Raw genomic sequence first — 18,112 nt, 5'->3', positions numbered from 1 at the left:
CCTCCGGTGTTTGTCACCGCCATCGGCGGGCACGGGATCAGTCCATCCGTACGACCCGATATGTCACCCTCCGGAGTCGAACGTGAGCCGAGAACGCGTTGTCATCGTCGGGGCCGGATTCGCCGGCTTCGAGGCCGCCCGCACACTCTCCCGCCGGGTACGGGACGAGGCCGAAATCGTCCTGCTGAACCCGACCGACTACTTCCTCTACGTCCCGCTGCTGCCCCAGGTGGCGGCGGGAATCCTGGAGCCCCGCCGGGTGACGGTCTCTCTCACCGGGGCGCTGCCGCGGGTACGGCTCGTGCTGGGCGAGGCCGGTCAGGTGGACCTGGACGCGCGGCGCGTCTCCTACACCGGGCCGGAGGGGGAGCGGGGTGAGCTGGCGTACGACCGTCTTGTCCTCGCCGTGGGCAGTGTCAACAAGCTGCTGCCGGTCCCCGGCGTCGCCGAGTACGCGCACGGGTTCCGCGGGCTCCCGGAAGCGCTCTATCTGCGCGACCACGTGATCCGCCAGACCGAGCTGGCCGCCACCGCCCGCGACCGCGGGGAGTGTGCCGCGCGCTGCACGTTCGTCGTGGTCGGCGCCGGTTACACCGGGACCGAAGTCGCCGCTCAGGGTAAACTTCTGACTGACGCGCTGGTCCGGAAACAATTGATCTGGAAGCACGAACCCAGACCGCGCTGGCTGCTTCTGGACATCGCTCCGCGCATCCTGCCCGAGCTGGACAGCAGGCTGTCGGAGACCGCGGACCGGGTGTTGCGCGCCCGCGGTGTGGACGTACGGACCGGTACCTCTGTGAAGGAGGCGGGCCCGACCGGGATCACACTGGACAACGGCGAGTTCATCGAAACACACACCCTCGTCTGGTGTGTGGGCGTACGGCCGGACCCACTCGTGTCCGAGCTGGGGCTCCCCGTGGAGCGGGGCCGGCTGCTGGTGGACCCGCAGCTCAATGTGCCGGGCCACCCGGAGGTCTTCGCGTGCGGTGACGCGGCGGCCGTCCCGGACCTCTCCAGGCCCGGGAAGTTCACCCCGATGACCGCCCAGCACGCCGGCCGGCAGGGCAAGATGGCGGGCCGCAATGTGGCCGCCTCCCTCGGGCACGGAGAGCGGGGGACCTACAAACACAACGACCTGGGGTTCGTCGTGGACCTCGGAGGAGTCAAGGCGGCGGCCAACCCGCTCGGCGTGCCGCTGTCGGGACCGCTCGCGGCGGCCGTCACACGCGGCTACCACCTGGCGGCCATGCCGGGAAACCGGGCGCGCGTCGCCGCCGACTGGCTTCTTGAAGCGGCTCTGCCGCGGCAGGCCGTGCAGCTCGGCCTCGTCAGATCCGGCGCGGTGCCGCTCGAATCGTCGTCGCCCGAACTCGTGAGGTCTCCCGGCGGAGCCGGTAAGGAGTGACATGAACAGCGAACAACTGACAGAGCTGGCGCAGCAGTTGAGGGTTGATTCCGTACGTGTCGCGGACGCGGCGGGGTCGGGCCACCCGACCTCCTCGATGTCCGCGGCGGACCTCATGGCGGACCTGCTCGCCAACCATCTGCGGTACGACTTCGACCGCCCCGACCATCCGGGCAACGACCGGCTCATCTTCTCCAAGGGCCATGCCTCGCCGCTGCTGTACTCCATGTATCTGGCGGCGGGCGCGATCGACGAAAAGGAATTCCTCACCTACCGCACGCTCGGCAGCCGGCTCGAAGGCCACCCGACGCCCCGGCTCCCCTGGGTCGATGTCGCCACCGGATCGCTGGGCCAGGGCCTGCCCGAGGGCGTGGGGATGGCGCTCGCCGGGCAGCGCCTCGGACCCGCTCCGTTCCGCGTCTGGGTGCTGTGCGGTGACAGCGAGATGGCCGAGGGCTCCATCTGGGAGGCGGCCGAGCACGCGGGGGACCAGCATCTCGACTCGCTGACCCTCGTCATCGACGTCAACCGGCTCGGCCAGCGCGGACCCACCCGCCACCAGCGGGATCTGGACGCGTACGGCCGCAGGCTGCGGGCCTTCGGCTGGCACACCGTCGAGATCGACGGACACGACATGGACGCCGTCGACGCCGCGTTCAACGAGGCCAGGTCCACGTCCGGCAGGCCGACCGCGATCATCGCGGGTACCCGTAAGGGACGGGGCGTCGCCGCCGTGGAGGACCGCGAGGGCATGCACGGCAAACCGCTGCCCGACGCGGAGAGCGCCATCGAGGAGCTGGGCGGCCGGCGGTCGATCCGGGTGCGGGTGGCGAAGCCCGAGCCGCTCGCCACACCGGCCCCCGGCGGCGGACACAACGCCGCCGTCGATCTGCCCCGCTACGACCTGGGCGACTCTGTCGCCACTCGCGACGCGTACGGCAAGGCCCTCGCGGCCCTCGGCACGGCCCGCGGCGACGTCGTCGTGCTGGACGGCGAGGTGAGTGATTCCACCCGCAGCGAGTTCTTCGCCAAGGAACATCCCGAGCGCTTCTTCGAGTGCTACATCGCGGAGCAGCAGATGGTGGCGGCCGCCGTCGGCATGCAGGCGCTGGGACATGTCCCGTACGCGTCGACCTTCGCGGCCTTCCTGACCCGTGCGCACGACTTCCTGCGCATGGCGGCCGTCAGCCGGGCCTCGATCAATGTGGTGGGCTCGCATGCCGGAGTCGCGATCGGTCCGGACGGACCCTCCCAGATGGGCCTGGAAGACCTGGCCATGTTCCGTGCCGTGCACGGCAGTACGGTGCTCCACCCGTGCGACGCCAACCAGACGGCGCGGCTCGTGGCGGCGATGCACGCGCTGCCGGGCGTCCGGTATCTGCGCACGCTGCGCGGTAAGACCCCGGTCATCTACGGCCCCGACGAGGAGTTCCCCGTCGGCGGGAGCAAGGTGCTGCGCCGGTCGGACGCGGACCGCGCGACGCTGATCGCGGCCGGTACCACCGTCCATGAATGCCTCAAGGCGGCCGACCTGCTGGCCCAGGAGGGCATCCCCGTCCGGGTCGTCGACCTCTACTCGGTCAAGCCCGTCGACGAACGTACGATCCAGACGGCGGCGTCCGACACGGACTGTCTGATCACGGTGGAGGACCACCACCCGGAGGGCGGTATCGGGGACGCGGTCGCCGAGGTGTTCTCGGACGGCCGTCCCGCGCCGAAGCGGTTCGTACGGCTGGCGGTGCGCAACATGCCGGGCTCGGCCACGCCGGAGGAGGAACTCCGCGCGGCGGGCATCGACGCCGAATCGATCGCCGCGGGACTGCGGCTGCTGATGGAACAGGCAGTCCGCTGAGCGACGTCCGACGTACTTGTCGGACGTGTCTGTCGGACCAAGGGGCGGGTGGCCGGGCGTCGAGCCCCGCCACCCGCCCCTGTCTTCGCTGCGGCCGGACGGCTTCGACGCCCCGGCCGCAGGCACGTCCCGGAAAGGGAACGGGCCCTCGCTGTTTCGGAGCGAGTCATCGGGTACCCGAAGGGCGAGGGCCCGCCAGGGCGGGCGTACACCGGCAGAGGGAAGCGGAAGGAGGCGGAGATGAGCGACGATCCAGGGCCTCGGCCCCCGGCGGCACGCGTCGGACGCGCAGAGCGCATACGTACCTGCGTTCCCGCGCGGACCACACGGTGGGAGCGCCGGCCGAGAGACGGCCGGGAACGGCAGGAGAAGGCAGACCAGGACTGGAACGTGGTGCGAGGAGAGGACTGATCGACCGTGCGGCTGACAACAGCCCAGCTGGACATGAACCCGGACGCGGACACCTGGGAGTGGCTGCGGAACGCGGCCTGCGTCGACGCCGACCCGGAGCTTTTCTTCCCGGTCGGTGAATCCGGGCCCGCCGCCGAACAGGCTGAGCGCGCCAAAGCGGTGTGCCACGGCTGCCCGGTGGAGAAGCAGTGCCTCGAATGGGCGCTGAACACCGGCCGCACCGCCGGAGTGTGGGGCGGTACGGACGAGGAGGAGCGCCGGCTGCTGCGGCGCCGGGCGGAGCGGCGCAGGGCGCCGGGGAACCCCCAGTCCCGTGGACGCCGGCCCGCCACGTCCGACGGCTCGCGGCGCCCCTGAACGACGGCACCGCGGCGGGTCAGCGCCCGCCTCCGTCGACCGGGCGGGCGGTGCCGTGCAACGAACACACCGAAGACCGCGCGGACAGGACCTCGTCGCGGCCGATCACCGGACACGCGACTCCCGTGTTGCGCGGGTGGTCAGGTCACGGAAGGGTCGGACTGTCGAGTCGAGGAGGAATCGCCCATGTCCATCGCGACGGTGAACCCCGCCACCGGAGAGACGCTCAAGACCTTCGACGCGCTGGGAGCCGAGGAGATCGAGCGCCGTGTCGCGACCGCCGACGCCGCCTTCCGGCAGTACCGGCTCACCGGCTTCGACGAGCGGGCACGGCTGCTGAACCGGGCCGCCGACCTGCTGGAACAGGACGAGCCGGAGATCGCCCGCACGATGACCGTCGAAATGGGCAAGCCGATCGCGGCGGCCCGCGCGGAGGCCGCCAAGTGTGTGAAGGCGATGCGCTGGTACGCCGGGCACGCGGCGGAACTGCTGGCCGAGGAGCATCCGTCGGACGCCGATGTGAAGGACTCAGGGGCGTCGCGGGCGAGCGTCCACTACCGCCCGCTGGGTGTGGTCCTCGCGGTCATGCCGTGGAACTTCCCGCTCTGGCAGGTCGTACGGTTCGCGGCGCCCGCTCTGATGGCCGGCAACACCGGCCTTCTCAAGCACGCCTCGAACGTCCCGCAGACCGCGTTGTATCTGGAGGACCTGTTCCGCAGGGCCGGATTCCCGGCCGGGTGCTTCCAGACTCTGCTGGTGGGCTCCGGCGCGATCGAGGACATCCTGCGTGACCGCCGGGTGGCCGCGGCGACTCTCACCGGCAGCGAGCCGGCCGGTCGCGCGGTCGCGGCGATCGCGGGGGACGAGGTCAAGAGGACCGTCCTGGAACTGGGCGGCAGCGATCCCTATGTGGTCATGCCCTCGGCGGACATCGAGCGGGCGGCGAGGACCGCCGTCACGGCCCGGGTGCAGAACAACGGCCAGTCCTGTATCGCCGCCAAGCGGTTCATCGTGCACGAGGACGTCTATGACGCCTTCGCGGCACGCTTCACCGCCGGGATGCGCGATCTGACCGTGGGCGACCCGCTGGACGAGTCCACCGACGTGGGGCCGCTCTCCAGCGAACAGGGCCGCGCCGATCTGGAGGAACTCGTCGACGACGCCCTGAGCCGGGGAGCGACCGCGCTCTGCGGCGGACAGCGGCCGAAGGAGCACGAACGCGGCTGGTTCTACGCGCCCACGGTCCTCGCCGACGTCACCGACGCCATGCGGATCCACCACGAGGAGGCATTCGGCCCGGTCGCCACGCTCTACCGCGTCGCCGGTCTGGACGAGGCCGTGGCACTCGCCAACGACACACCGTTCGGACTGAGTTCCAATGTGTGGACGCGGGACGAGGAGGACGTGCGCCGCTTCGTGCGGGACCTGGAGGCGGGCGGAGTCTTCTTCAACGGCATGACGGCCTCGCATCCCGCGCTTCCCTTCGGCGGGGTGAAGCGCTCCGGATACGGACGCGAGCTGTCGGCGCACGGCATCCGCGAGTTCTGCAATGTCACCACCGTGTGGCACGGCGCCGACCCGGCCGACGACCGGGGCTGAGACCCGGAGGCGGGACCACCAGGAGATGAGCATGCGCGAGGCGACCACCGCACCGACCCCGGCCGGCATCACCGATACCGAACTGGCCGCACTCGACGCCCACTGGCGTGCCGCCAACTACCTGGCCGTGGGCCAGATCTATCTGATGGCCAACCCGCTGCTCCAGGAGCCGCTGGCGCCGGAACACATCAAGCCCAGGCTGCTGGGGCACTGGGGCACCTCACCGGGCCTGAATCTCGTGCACACCCATCTCAACCGGGTCATCAGGGCCAGGGACCTCGACGCCCTCTGCGTCTGGGGCCCCGGACACGGCGGGCCCGCCGTCCTGGCCAACTCCTGGCTGGACGGCACCTACTCCGAGACCTATCCGGACGTGAGCCGGGACCGGGCAGGCATGGAACGGCTGTTCAAGCAGTTCTCCTTCCCCGGCGGAGTACCCAGCCATGTCGCACCCGAGACCCCGGGCTCCATCCACGAGGGCGGCGAACTCGGCTACTCGCTCGCCCACGCCTACGGCGCCGCGCTGGACAATCCGGGGCTCCTCGTCACCTGTGTGATCGGCGACGGCGAAGCGGAGACAGGCCCCCTGGCCGGGTCCTGGCACGCGAACAAGTTCCTCGATCCGGTGCACGACGGCGCTGTGCTGCCGGTCCTGCATCTCAACGGATACAAGATCGCCAACCCGACCGTGCTCGCCCGGCTGCCCATGGCCGAACTCGACTCGCTGCTGCGCGGCTACGGCCATGAGCCGCTCCATGTCACCGGCGACGATCCCCTGACCGTCCATCGCGCGATGGCCGAGGCCATGGACCGCGCTCTGGACCGTATCGCCGCCATCCAGCGGGACGCACGCGAGAACGGGATCACCGAACGGCCGGTCTGGCCCATGATCGTCCTGCGTACGCCCAAGGGCTGGACCGGCCCCCGCGAGGTGGACGGAGTGCCCGTCGAGGGGACCTGGCGCGCCCACCAGGTCCCGCTGAGCGGCGTCCGGGACAACCCCGGCCACCTCCGCCAGCTCGAGGAATGGCTGCGTTCCTACCGTCCCGGCGAACTGTTCGACGAGACCGGCGCGCCGTACCCCGCCGTACTCGACTCCGTACCGGAGGGCACGCGGCGGCTGGGGGCCACCCCGCACGCCAACGGCGGTCTGCTGCTCAGAGACCTGCCGATCCCGCCACTGGAACGGCACGCGGTACGCGTCGACAAACCCGGCACCGTCATGCACGAACCCACCCGGGTGCTCGGCTCGCTGCTGGAGTCCGTCATGGAAGCCACGGCGGAACGCCGGGACTTCCGGGTCGTTGGTCCCGACGAGACCGCCTCCAACCGGCTGGAAGCCCTCTATGAGGTCACCGGCAAGGCATGGCAGGCCGAAACCCTGGACACGGACGAACATCTCGCACACGACGGACGCGTGATGGAGGTGCTCTCCGAGCATCTCTGCCAGGGCTGGCTGGAGGGCTATCTCCTCACGGGCCGCCACGGTCTGTTCTCCTGCTACGAGGCGTTCGCCCATATCGTCGACTCCATGGTCAACCAGCACATCAAATGGCTGAGGACCTCCCGGCGGCTGCCCTGGCGCCGCCCTGTCGCCTCCCTCAACTACCTGCTGACCTCGCATGTCTGGCGCCAGGACCACAACGGCTTCTCGCACCAGGACCCCGGCTTCGTCGACCATGTGCTCAACAAGAGCCCCGAGGTCGTCCGGGTCTATCTGCCGCCGGACGCCAACACCCTGCTGTCCGTCGCCGACCACGCGCTGCGCAGCCGCGACTACGTCAATGTGATCGTGGCCGGCAAGCAGCCCGGCTTTGACTGGCTCACCCTCGACGAGGCACGCGCGCACTGTGCCCGGGGAGCGGGAGTCTGGACCTGGGCCGGTACGGAGGACGGCTCCCGGGAGCCGGACGTCGTGCTGGCCTGCGCCGGGGACGTACCCACGCTGGAGACACTGGCCGCCGCCGACCTGCTGCGCCGGTATCTGCCGGAACTGGCCGTCCGGGTGGTCAATGTCGTCGACATGACCCGGCTGCTGCCGCACGAGGTGCACCCGCACGGGATGACCGACTTCGAGTACGACTCGGTGTTCACCACGGACAAACCGGTGATCTTCGCGTACCACGGGTATCCCTGGCTGGTCCATCGCCTCGCGTACAGCCGTGAGGGACACCATCACCTCCATGTGCGCGGCTACAAGGAGGAAGGGACGACCACCACTCCGTTCGACATGGTCGTCCGCAACGATCTCGACCGGTACCGGCTGGTCATGGATGTGGTCGACCGGGTGCCGGGACTGGGCGTCCGGTCGGCGGCCGTACGCCAGGCCATGGCGGACGTACGCACCCGTCACCACGCCTGGATCCGCGAGCACGGGACGGACCTGCCGGAAGTCGCCGACTGGACCTGGTCCGGCTGATCACCGAGAGGCGGCGGACGCATGAGCACGCGACGCGTACGGGCCGGGCGCCGGACCGTCGAGATCCACCGGCCGGAGAAGGTCCTCTTCCCCGGCCCCGGCCTCACCAAGGCCGGGCTGGTCGACTACTACCGGAGCGTCGCGCCCTTCATGCTGCCCGAGCTCCGGGGCAGACCGCTGATGCTGGAGCGCCACCCGGACGGGCTCGGCGGCCCTCAGTTCATGCAGAAGAACGCCCCGGCGAGCTGTCCCGACTGGATCCGCACGGTCGAGCTGGCCAAGAAGGGCGGGACCGTCACCCATCCCGTGTGCGACGACACCGCGACCCTGGTGTACCTCGCCGACCAGGCGACTCTGACGTTCCACCGCTGGCAGTCGCGCGCGGACCGGCCGGACTTTCCCGACCGGCTGGTCTTCGATCTCGACCCCGCCGAGGACGACTTCGAGACGGTACGCCGGGCGGCCGCTCTGCTGGGGGAGCTGCTCGGGGAACTGAGACTGCCGAGCGCCCTGATGACGACCGGATCGCGCGGGCTGCATGTGATCGTCCCGCTGGACGGCCGTACCGGCTTCGACGAGGTGCGCGACTTCGCCTCCGGGGCCGCGCGCACTCTGGCGGCCCGGGATCCGGACCGGCTGACCACCGAAGTCCGGACCGCGGCGCGCGGCGGGCGCCTCTATCTGGACATCCAGCGCAACGCCTACGCGCAGACGGCCGTCGCTCCCTTCTCGGTACGCGCCAGGGAGGAGGCCCCGGTCGCCACGCCGATGAGCTGGGATCAGCTCAAGGACCCCGAGGTCACCGCCCGCCGCTGGACGGTGGCCAATGTGCTGGAGCAGGCCCGCACCCGGCCCTGGGCCGGGGTGCCGAGCCGGGGCCGCGCCCTCGGCCCGGCACGCCGTCGTCTCGCCGCCCTGCGAGGGGCCGGCGAGACGCGCGGCTGACCCGCTCCGTCGTCGGCTACGCCCGGGAGGACCCGGCCTCCGGGAAGTCGCCGGACATCGCGGCGGCCATCCGCAGATGCGGCGCCCCCTCCTCGGCCCGGCCCTGCCGCTCCAGCGTGCGGCCCAGCATCATCCGGGCGTAGTGCTCCACCGGGTCGCGCTCCAGGACGGCGCGCAGCTCGGTCTCCGCCTTGCCCAGCCGCGCCGAGTGGTAGTAGGCGCGGGCCAGCAGCAGACGCGTGGCGGTCTGCTCCGGGACCTCGGCCACCAGCCCTTCGAGGATGCGCGCGGCCGTACCGTACTCCTTGGTGTCGAAGAAGAGCCGCGCGCGGTCCCACCGCTCGGCGGCCGTTCCGAACTCGTAGTAGGTACTCTCCACTTGCCCTCCTTGTTCCCGTCCTGCCGGTGGGACGCTCCGCGGTATCACCGCGGTCCGCGCCCCGCACAGGCTGTCAACAGCGCAAGGTGGTTGAACATTCCACTACTGTTATGGCGTGGGTACCCCATCTCCGCACGCCACAGGATCTAGGTTGGGCACCATGAGCAATCTTGACCGTCAGGCCCCTCTCACCGTCTGCGGCGGCCGGGGCTTTGTCGTCGCCGAGCCCGTACGTGAGCTGCTGAGCCCCCGCCGGGTCCAGCTCGGCGAGTCGACCGAGGTCCGGAGGCTGCTGCCCAACCTCGGCCGCCGCATGGTGGGCGCGTGGGCATTTGTCGATCACTACGGCCCGGACGACATCGCCGACGAGCCCGGAATGCAGGTGCCGCCCCACCCGCACATGGGGCTCCAGACCGTGAGCTGGCTGCACGACGGCGAAGTGCTGCACCGCGACAGCCTCGGCAGCCTGCAGACCGTCCGCCCCCGCGAACTGGGCTTGATGACCTCGGGCCGTGCGATCTCCCACTCCGAGGAGAGCCCCCGCTCGCACGCCCGTTTCCTGCACGGCGCCCAGCTCTGGGTGGCACTCCCCGGCGCGCACCGCGATGTCCAGCCGCACTTCCAGCACCACACCGAACTGCCTGTCGTCACGGCGCCGGGCCTGGCGGCCACCGTCATCCTCGGTACGCTGGACGGCGCCGCCTCGCCGGGCACGGCATACACCCCGCTCGTCGGTGCCGATCTGGCCCTCGCCCGGGGCAGCGAGGCACGCCTGCCGCTCGATCCCGACTTCGAGTACGCCGTGCTGGCGATGTCCGGCGAGGCCGAGGTCGACGGCGTGCCCCTGGCGCCGGGCTCGATGCTCTACCTCGGCTGCGGCCGCTCCGAACTCCCGCTCCGCGCCGAGTCCGACGCGGGTCTGATGCTCCTCGGCGGTGAGCCCTTCGAGGAGGAGATCGTGATGTGGTGGAACTTCATCGGGCGGTCCCACGAGGAAGTCGAGCAGGCCCGTAAGGACTGGATGGAGGGCTCCCGCTTCGGCGAGGTGACGGGCTACGACGGCGGCCGGCTGTCGGCCCCGCACCTCCCGCCGGTGGCGCTGAAGCCCCGAGGACGGGTGCGCTGACCGGACGTTCGCGTACGGTACGGACCCCCTCAGTGGCCGGCGTGGTTCCCTGCCCACACCCCGGGGGTCCGGCCCGACCAGGGAGCTGCCTGTTCGAGTTGGCCGGCGAGGCGGAAGAGGCGGCCTTCGAGCCCGAAACCGGCAGCGAACTGCATACCGATCGGGAGCCCCGTCCCGGCGTCGGCCGTCAGGGGCACGGACATGGCGGGCGTGCCCGCCACATTGAACGGCATGGTGAACGGCGAGCGGTCGTTGAGGCGGTCGATCCAGCCAAGGCCGTCCAGCGCCTCCGCGCCCTCGGCATAGCTGCCCAACGGCATGGGAAGCTCCGGCAGAGTCGGGGTGAGCAGGACGTCGTATGCCTCGAAGTACCGTGCCAGGCTTCGAGCGACCCGGTTCCGGATCGCGAGAGCGGTGACGAACTGGGCGCCGGTGACAAGCTGCCCGTAGTGGTAGCCGGCAAGGGTGGACGGTTCGAGTGTCGAGGCGTCGATGGGCCGGTCGAAGGCGGCAGCCAGAGCGTCGACCGAGGCCGTGAGATTCGCCGTCGTCAGACGGGCGTTGGCCAGGACGAACTCCTCCCAGCCGGCCCCGAGGCCGACCTTGACCTCTTCCACTTGGTGACCGAGGGATTCGAGCAGACGCACGGTGTGAGAGAGGGCGTCGGCCACTGGCGCGGTGGTGCGGCGTCCGCCCCATGCGTGGGGGAGGACACCGATCCGCAGTGAGCCCGGGTGCCGGGTGACTTCCTCCGCGTAGGGCCGGGACGGCTGCTGGGCGAAGTAGGGGTCGCCCGGCTCCGGGCCGCGCATCCGGTCGAGCAGCGCGGCACTGTCGCGAACTGTGCGGCTGACGCTGCCGTGCACAGCCAGGCCGTTGAAGAGTTCGTCGAAGTCGGGACCCATGGAGACCCGGCCACGGGTGGGCTTCAGCCCGAAGAGGCCGTTGCAGGAAGCGGGGATGCGGAGCGACCCGGCGGCGTCGGTGCCATGGGCGATCGGGACCACTCCGGCGGCGACCGCCGCACCGGAGCCCCCGCTGGATCCGCCCGCACTCCGCTCCAGGTCCCAGGGGTTGCGGGTCGCGCCGTACAGCACGGGTTCCGTTGTGATGCTGTAGGCCATTTCCGGTGTCGCGGTACGACCGAACGTCACGAGGCCGGCGCGACGGAAGCGCAGCATCAGGGAGGAGTCGGCGCCGGCGACATGGCCGGACGCGAGACGGCTGCCCAGTTCCATTCGCCTCCCGGCCATGGAGACCCCGATGTCCTTGATCAGGAAGGGGACCCCGGCGAGGGGTGCGCCCCCGGGGGCGGGTTCGTCGTCGGCCTGCCATGTCTCCACGATGGCGTTGATCCGCGGGTTGACCGCCTGCGCGGCCTCGCGTGCGGCTGCTTCCAGTTCGGCGGGGGCCACCTCGCCCTTGGCCACCAGCTCCGCCAGCCCGACCGCGTCGAAGCTCACGTACTCGGTAACTCTCACTGTCACTCCCAGCGGAAGGAGCGATACCGTTGGGTACCTGATGATACCCAACGGTATCGCAAGGAACGGACTGGTACCGTAGCAGGCGTGGAGGGGCCCTGCCCGACCGGACGTCACGGAGCAGTCATGGCAGCGATCGCCAGAAGGCCGAGCAGGGTGGCGAAACTGCCGCCCCGTGAGCGCATCCTCGACGCGGCGGAAGAGCTCTTCCAGAGCGAGGGGATCCGGCGAGTGGGTGTCCAGGCGATCGCCGAGAGGGCCGAGACCACCAAGATGGCGATCTACCGGCACTTCGAAACCAAGGACGCGCTGGTCGCGGAGTGGCTGCGGATCGTCGCCGCCGACTACCAGGCGGCCTTCGACCGGGTCGAGGCCGAATACCCCGGCCGGCCCAGGGAGCAGATCCTTGGCCTGGCCCGCTTTATCGCCGAGGGATTGCCGGCGATCTCGCACCGGGGCTGCCCGTTCATCAACTCCATCGCCGAACTGCCCGACCGCTCCCATCCCGCACGGCAAGTGATCGAGAAGCACAAGGCCCACCAGACCCGCAGACTGGTCGGAATGTGCGCCGATGCCGGGCTGCCCGACCCCGAGCAGGCGGCGGCCGAGATCACCTTCGTGCTCGAAGGCGCGCAGGTCAGCGCGCAGAACGGAAGCATCGATCAGGTGGGGGAGCGGCTGATGAGAATCGTCGAGGGGATCATTGATCGGCACCGCTCCGACCTCGGGGCATCCCGGACGGCCACCGGCTGACCGTCCCGCACCCGCGTCCCCATGCCGAGACCGGGTGCGGCGCTCTTTTTCGCCGGTCTGAGCCCTGGCGCCTGTCCGTCCTGGTGGCGCCGAGGCCGAGCAATCTGGTCACCTCGTTCTCGGTGCTCCCGTCGATCGGGCTGACGTCGGGGTGAAGCCGGTTCTTCACGGTCTTGGGAGGCCGACGAACGCTGCTGTTCAGCAGTCCGCTTCCTCCGGCGCTACCGCGTCTCGCTGGGCGGTCCGTGCGACGCGGGAGAGCAGGGTGCGCAGTTGGTCGGCGTCCTGGGCGCCGAGATCGACAAGGAGCCGCGCCTCGGCGGCGGCGAGGCTGTGACGCACGCGCTTCAGGCGGGTGCGTCCGGTGTCGGTGATGAGTACCTGGCGTGCGCGCCGGTCGCGCGGGTCGGGCCTGCGAGAGATCAGTTCGTGCGCTTCGAGGTCGTCGAGCAGATAGGTCATCACCGTGCGGTCCAGGCTGATCTCTTTGGCGAGTGCGAGCTGTGAGGGGGGCTCGCCACTGGCCAGGGCCACCAGTACGAGATATCCGCGCGGGCCCCCCGGCAGCTCGGCGACGGATTCGGTGGCGACGCGGCGGAACGCGGCGGAAACCATGCGGATCGACCAGCCCAGGTCGGTCTCCAGCGCCAGATCCTCGGTCTCGCCGCGCCGCTTCTTGGTGTCGGGAGTGGATTCGCTCACCCGGCCAATCTAGCACCTAGGCGTTACCCGACAGATGTTCTTGCAAACAGAACATCTGCCATGCATAGTGATGAGGCAAGGGCGTCCCGCGTGTGTCCGCGCGGTGCGCGTCGTGACAACGGCAAGAGAGATGGCGATGAGCATCAGCACTGCTTTGCAGGGCAGCACCGCACTGGTGACCGGGGCGACGTCGGGCATCGGCAAGGCCGTCGCGCAGAACCTGGCCCGGCAGGGAGCCCGGGTCGTATTGCACGGGCGGGACCAGGCCCGGGGGGAGGCCCTGGTGAAGGAGATCGCGGCAGCGGGGGGCACCGCCCGCTTTGTCGCCGCAGATCTCACCGACGCCGAGGACACACTGCGCTTGGCCTCAAGCGCCGGCGATGTGGACGTCCTGGTGAGCAACGCGGGCCTGTACGAGTTCGCGCCGACTTCCGCGACCGACGCCGCGAGCTTCGACCGACAGATGTCGGTCAATACGCGGGCCCCGTTCCTGCTGGTAGGCGCGCTGGCGCCCGGCATGGTCCAGCGTGGACAGGGCTCGATCGTGCTGATCGGGTCGAGCGCGGCGCGTATGCCCGCACCGATCGGAGCGGCCTACGGCGCCTCCAAGGCCGGGGTGGAGATTCTCACCCGTTACTGGGCAACCGAGTTCGGCCCGTCCGGCGTGCGTGTCAACGCCGTGTCCCCGGGCCCTGTGCACACCGAGGGCACTTCGGCGCTGTTCGGGGAGCACAGCGGGGTCCTGGACAAGACCAACGCGCGCGGGCGAGCGGGCGATGCCGGCGAGATCGCCGGCATCGTCTCGTTCCTGGTCAGCCCGGCCAGCAGCTACGTCAACGGCGCCATCCTCTTCGCCGACGGCGGCGAACTCAGCGCCCTGCCCGGCTGAGGAACCGGCCGATGAACACCTTCGTCATCGGCGCCACCGGCTTCGTGGGCGGCGCCGTCGCACGGTACATGGCCGGCCTCGGGCATGTGGTCACCGGCCTGGCCCGCACCGGCACGGCCGCCACCGCCCTTGCCGCCCAGGGAATCATCCCGGTGGCCGGGGACCTGGATTCCAGGCGCTACGAGGGCCCCTGAATCCGTAGAGCCGCGAGGGCCGTCACGTCCTGTTGTTCTCCGTGCTGTAGGAGAGCGCCCCTGTGCCGGCGAGCTTGCCGCCCTCGACGATGAGGTACTCGTCACGGATCGGTCGGCCCTCCAGCCAGGACTCCAGGATCTCCCGCGTTCCGGCGGCGTACCGGGCCTGTGCCGGGAGCGACGAGCCCGACATGTGCGGTGTCATCCCGTGATGGGGCATGGTGCGCCAGGGGTGGTCGGCCGGCGGGGGCTGGGGAAACCACACGTCGCCCGCGTAGCCGGCGAGTTGACCGCTGGTGAGGGCGCGGACTACCGCGTCACGGTCGACAATCTCCGCCCGAGCCGGGTTGACGATGTAGGAGCCCTTCTTCATCGAACCGATGAGCTCGTCGTCGAACAGCTCCTCGGTGGCGGGTACGAGCGGTGCGTGGATGGAGATGACATCGCACACCTGCACCATCGAGCGGATGTCCTGGTGGTAGGTGAGATCCAGCTCCTCCTCCAGTTCGGTACGCCGGTGGCGGGAGCTGTAGTGGAGTTTCACACCGAACGGCTTGAGCCGGCGCATGACGGCCCGGCCGATCCGTCCGGCCGCGAAGATTCCCACGTTCATGGCTTCGAGGTCATAGGAGCGTTCGACGCAGTCGGCGATGTTCCAGCCGCCCTTGACCACCCACTCATAGGAGGGGATGTAGTTGCGTACCAACGCGAGGATCTGCATCACCGTGTGCTCCGCGACGCTGATGCTGTTGCTGTAGGTGATTTCGGCGACGGTGACGCCGTGTTCCATGGCCGCGTCCAGGTCGACGTGGTCGGAGCCGATGCCCGCCGTGATCGCCAGCTTGAGCCGGGGGGCCCTCGCCAGGCGTTCGGCCGTCAGGTAGGCGGGCCAGAAGGGCTGGGAAATCACGACGTCCGCGTCGGGCAGTTCGCGGTCGAGGACCGAGTCGGGCCCTTCCTTGTCGCTGGTGACCACCAGGGTGTGGCCCTCCTTTTCGAGGAAGGGGCGCAGGCCCAACTCACCTGAGACGCAGCCCAGGAGATGGCCCGGCACAAAGTCGATGTCGTGCGGTGTCGGGACTGTCTGCCCGCCCGGATACCTCTCGATCTCGGGGATCGAATTCCGGGCGTATGCCGGGGGGTATCCGTCGACGGGGTCGTCGTACAGAACGCATACGATTTTGGACATGCTGGTCTCCTTGACCGTCAGCCCGACAGTGCCTTGTCCAAGGCGTGCGGGCCGTAGCGGAAGATGCCGGTGAAGAGGCCGACCGGACAGGTCCTGAGCAGCGTGGTATGTCGGCCCTTCAGTCCGTGTGTGCTGGGTGGCTGGCGCTTTTTCCCTATCTATCCATCTAAAGAGGCGAGTGCCACGCACGCAAACGGGTGATGGCCGTCGGCAGTGATCTCGGGGCCGGCTGCGTGTGATTCGGGCCCCGCTATTGGCGAGCTGCACCCCTGGCCGGAGCGGCATGGTGCACTGTGGTGCGGTGCGTTCCCCGTCTCAACGACGGTCACCTGTGTGCGCAGCCGGTCGAAGTGAGCAGAGAGGCGTCTGAAATGTGGGATGATATCTTCGAACTACACATCCCGGTCGCCGAAAAAGTAATTCGGACGCTGATGGTGTATGTCCTTATTCTGATACTGTTCCGCCTCACGGGAAAGCGTGGTCTCGCCAGCCTCAACGCATTCGACTTCGTGGTCATCTTTCTTCTGTCGAATGTCGTCCAGAATGCGATCATCGGGGACGATCAAAGTGTTACGGGCGGCGCGATCGGTGCTGTCACCTTGGTCGCGGCCAACGCTGCCATCAACCGCTGGCTGGTGGTCGACGAGCGCGTGGCTCATGTTGTCGAAGGGACACCGACCACGATCATCGAGGACGGAAAGCCCGTGCAGAAGGCGATCAGACGTCTCGGATTGCGTTCCGATGAACTGGGCGACGCCGTACGCGAACAGACCGGCAGCGAGATCAGCAGTGTGGCCCACTCCCGGCTGGAGCCGGACGGACGGCTTGTCGTCGTACTTCGGCGGGGGGAGAAGAATGCGACTCGGAGCGACATCGAAGAACTGGAACGCCGACTCGTCGTCATCGAGGACCTTCTGCGTGCCCGCGCCGAGCAAGCCGATGAAGAGAGCTGAGCCGAGCTGATCTCGTTGCCCCTGGCACTGTGCGATCAGCTTCTTCCGCTGCCTCGGGTCAGGCGTATGGGGCGCGCGCCGACCTGGACACGGATGATCTGGTACGGGGGTACGCGGTCGTCGACGTCGTTGTTGAACAGCGGCGTTCTGGGCAACTGGTTCACGCTGACGTAGAGGTAGCCGTCCGAGGCCAGGGCCAGTGTGTCCGGCCACAGCAGAGCGGGGCCGTGCAGAAGCGTCGACCAGCCACCGTCCGGGGCACGCCTGAGGACGGCGCTGTGTTCGTAGGCTGTCGCATACACGTTGCCGACGGTGTCCGACTCCAGCCCGTCGGAGGCACCCTTGTCACCCAGGTCCACGACGGTCGCGGCCACCTGCTCGTCGCCGAGCGAGCGGTCGATCAGCGCACTGGTCGGCACGCTGTAGAGACGCCGGCCGGAAAGCGGGCAATAGTACAGAACGGAACCGTCCGCACTGAGCGCGATACCGTCGGCGCCGACCGCGTAATTTTCACGCACTATTCCCTGGACGATCGCGCGAAAGCCGTCCGTCGCCCTGGTGGACGTGTCACCCCTCAGCCGGCTCCAACTCCGCCCCGATCCGAGGTCGACCACGATGAGTGCGCCCTCGGGCTGAGAATCGGTGACATAGGCGTATCCGTCCGTTCCACGGGAGAAATCGAAACGCACATCATTGAGATAGGTCGTCGGGTTCAGCGCCTCGGCGTCGAGGCGCACGATACGAACGACCTGATCGTCGGCCGGATCGACCTCCATGAGCTTTGGCCCGTGCTCGACCCACGGTGCGAAGGAATGGCTCCCCGTGTCAAGCAGCCACACATGTCCATGAGGATCGGTGATCACGCTCTGCACGGAAACGAGGCTGTCGGCACTGCCCTCCGGAGCCCATTTATTGATCTCGGCACTCGGATACGCCACCGCCTGGCCATTCACGACTTCGGCGACCGTGTACGGGACGTCGTCGCCCCATCGAGGGAAGGATACGAAGATTCGCCCCTCGTCGGTCACGGTGACGCCCGTCGGCATCAGGTCGGTGAACTCCGCGACTACCTCGTAGTCCGGTGCTACCCAACTCCCCAGAGGAGGGGCCACATGTGCCGGAGCGGTCGATTGAGTGGACATGGTTCTCTCCCTTTTTGTTGCGGCGTGCGAAGTGCCCTCACTCTGCTCTTGACGATTTATGCGCGCTGACATTTTTCTACGGAGGGCATGTTGCGGCAGCTTCCCGTCGACGATTGCGTCGGCTGTTGGAATTTTCCAGTTTCCGTGGTGTGGGAAAGGAATTGTACGCTGCCTGAAATCGAAAGTCCCGGTATGAAGTGGACAGCCCTGAAGCGAAGATTTTAGAGGATGTCTCACGTGGTCGTGTGCTGGTGCGGCATGATGTTGCACCGTGAGGGTTGATCTGTCGCGTCGGCTCGTGCCGGACGAACTATGG

At 69.1% G+C, this 18,112-nt stretch carries 16 protein-coding genes and 1 pseudogene; 11 read left to right on the top strand and 6 right to left on the bottom strand.

Annotation, left to right across the window (positions count from 1 at the left end; all coding sequences use genetic code 11):
- The first annotated feature begins 82 nt into the window (after positions 1–82).
- The 6 genes from ABZ707_RS27255 (at position 83) to ligD (ending at position 8,988) form a co-directional block, all read left to right on the top strand.
- Positions 83–1,405: an NAD(P)/FAD-dependent oxidoreductase gene (locus ABZ707_RS27255; protein ID WP_360179888.1), complete on the top strand. Its 1,323-nt coding sequence runs from the start codon at positions 83–85 to the stop codon at positions 1,403–1,405.
- A gap of 1 nt (position 1,406) precedes the next feature.
- Positions 1,407–3,257 (top strand): transketolase, encoded by a 1,851-nt coding sequence (locus ABZ707_RS27250; RefSeq protein ID WP_360179886.1) that lies wholly within the window; start codon positions 1,407–1,409, stop codon positions 3,255–3,257.
- Positions 3,258–3,701: 444 nt separating this feature from the next.
- Positions 3,702–4,025: a WhiB family transcriptional regulator gene (locus ABZ707_RS27245; protein ID WP_360180087.1), complete on the top strand. Its 324-nt coding sequence runs from the start codon at positions 3,702–3,704 to the stop codon at positions 4,023–4,025.
- A gap of 186 nt (positions 4,026–4,211) precedes the next feature.
- Complete coding sequence (locus ABZ707_RS27240; protein WP_360179884.1) at positions 4,212–5,624, top strand: NADP-dependent succinic semialdehyde dehydrogenase; 1,413 nt, start codon at positions 4,212–4,214, stop codon at positions 5,622–5,624.
- 31 nt (positions 5,625–5,655) lie between these two features.
- Positions 5,656–8,043 carry a phosphoketolase family protein gene (locus ABZ707_RS27235; RefSeq protein WP_360179882.1) on the top strand — a complete coding sequence of 796 codons (2,388 nt, stop codon included), beginning with the start codon at positions 5,656–5,658 and terminating at the stop codon, positions 8,041–8,043.
- Between the two features lie 21 nt (positions 8,044–8,064).
- Positions 8,065–8,988, top strand: a complete 924-nt coding sequence (gene ligD, locus ABZ707_RS27230) for a non-homologous end-joining DNA ligase (protein ID WP_360179881.1) — start codon at positions 8,065–8,067, stop codon at positions 8,986–8,988.
- Positions 8,989–9,004: 16 nt separating this feature from the next.
- Here ligD and ABZ707_RS27225 read toward each other — a convergent pair whose 3' ends face one another.
- Positions 9,005–9,367 (bottom strand): tetratricopeptide repeat protein, encoded by a 363-nt coding sequence (locus ABZ707_RS27225; RefSeq protein ID WP_360179880.1) that lies wholly within the window; start codon positions 9,365–9,367, stop codon positions 9,005–9,007.
- Positions 9,368–9,527: 160 nt separating this feature from the next.
- On the opposite strand from ABZ707_RS27225, the gene ABZ707_RS27220 reads away from it, so the two are divergent.
- Positions 9,528–10,493 carry a pirin family protein gene (locus ABZ707_RS27220; protein ID WP_360179878.1) on the top strand — a complete coding sequence of 322 codons (966 nt, stop codon included), beginning with the start codon at positions 9,528–9,530 and terminating at the stop codon, positions 10,491–10,493.
- A gap of 29 nt (positions 10,494–10,522) precedes the next feature.
- Here ABZ707_RS27220 and ABZ707_RS27215 read toward each other — a convergent pair whose 3' ends face one another.
- Positions 10,523–11,974 (bottom strand): amidase, encoded by a 1,452-nt coding sequence (locus ABZ707_RS27215; protein WP_360179876.1) that lies wholly within the window; start codon positions 11,972–11,974, stop codon positions 10,523–10,525.
- Positions 11,975–12,100: 126 nt separating this feature from the next.
- Between ABZ707_RS27215 and ABZ707_RS27210 the strand changes: the two genes are divergently transcribed.
- The gene (locus ABZ707_RS27210; RefSeq protein WP_360179874.1) at positions 12,101–12,727 is read left to right on the top strand and encodes a helix-turn-helix domain-containing protein; all 627 of its coding nucleotides are present in this window, start codon (positions 12,101–12,103) and stop codon (positions 12,725–12,727) included.
- Here the strand turns inward: ABZ707_RS27210 and ABZ707_RS27205 are convergent.
- Together ABZ707_RS27205 and ABZ707_RS27200 are read right to left on the bottom strand one after the other, a co-directional pair.
- Positions 12,675–12,914, bottom strand: a pseudogene (locus tag ABZ707_RS27205) (VOC family protein); the annotation flags it as partial. The gene ABZ707_RS27210 and the pseudogene ABZ707_RS27205 sit on opposite strands and share 53 nt — an antisense overlap.
- Positions 12,915–12,925: 11 nt before the next feature.
- Positions 12,926–13,429: a MarR family winged helix-turn-helix transcriptional regulator gene (locus ABZ707_RS27200; protein WP_360179872.1), complete on the bottom strand. Its 504-nt coding sequence runs from the start codon at positions 13,427–13,429 to the stop codon at positions 12,926–12,928.
- A gap of 136 nt (positions 13,430–13,565) precedes the next feature.
- On the opposite strand from ABZ707_RS27200, the gene ABZ707_RS27195 reads away from it, so the two are divergent.
- Complete coding sequence (locus tag ABZ707_RS27195; protein ID WP_360179870.1) at positions 13,566–14,318, top strand: SDR family oxidoreductase; 753 nt, start codon at positions 13,566–13,568, stop codon at positions 14,316–14,318.
- Between the two features lie 11 nt (positions 14,319–14,329).
- Positions 14,330–14,512: an NAD-dependent epimerase/dehydratase family protein gene (locus ABZ707_RS27190; protein ID WP_360179868.1), complete on the top strand. Its 183-nt coding sequence runs from the start codon at positions 14,330–14,332 to the stop codon at positions 14,510–14,512.
- Between the two features lie 22 nt (positions 14,513–14,534).
- Here the strand turns inward: ABZ707_RS27190 and ABZ707_RS27185 are convergent, their stop codons facing one another.
- Positions 14,535–15,701 carry an NAD-dependent formate dehydrogenase gene (locus ABZ707_RS27185; protein WP_360179866.1) on the bottom strand — a complete coding sequence of 389 codons (1,167 nt, stop codon included), beginning with the start codon at positions 15,699–15,701 and terminating at the stop codon, positions 14,535–14,537.
- Between the two features lie 371 nt (positions 15,702–16,072).
- On the opposite strand from ABZ707_RS27185, the gene ABZ707_RS27180 reads away from it, so the two are divergent.
- Positions 16,073–16,654, top strand: coding sequence for a YetF domain-containing protein (locus ABZ707_RS27180; RefSeq protein ID WP_360179864.1), 582 nt, complete (start codon positions 16,073–16,075; stop codon positions 16,652–16,654).
- Between the two features lie 35 nt (positions 16,655–16,689).
- Here ABZ707_RS27180 and ABZ707_RS27175 read toward each other — a convergent pair whose 3' ends face one another.
- The gene (locus ABZ707_RS27175) at positions 16,690–17,700 is read right to left on the bottom strand and encodes an L-dopachrome tautomerase-related protein (RefSeq protein ID WP_360179862.1); all 1,011 of its coding nucleotides are present in this window, start codon (positions 17,698–17,700) and stop codon (positions 16,690–16,692) included.
- Positions 17,701–18,112: the final 412 nt, after the last annotated feature.

This window comes from Streptomyces sp. NPDC006923, from assembly GCF_040635655.1.
GTDB lineage: Bacteria > Actinomycetota > Actinomycetes > Streptomycetales > Streptomycetaceae > Streptomyces.
The sequence above is the reverse complement of the archived record's forward strand: the minus strand, read 5'-3'. Positions and strand labels throughout refer to the sequence as shown.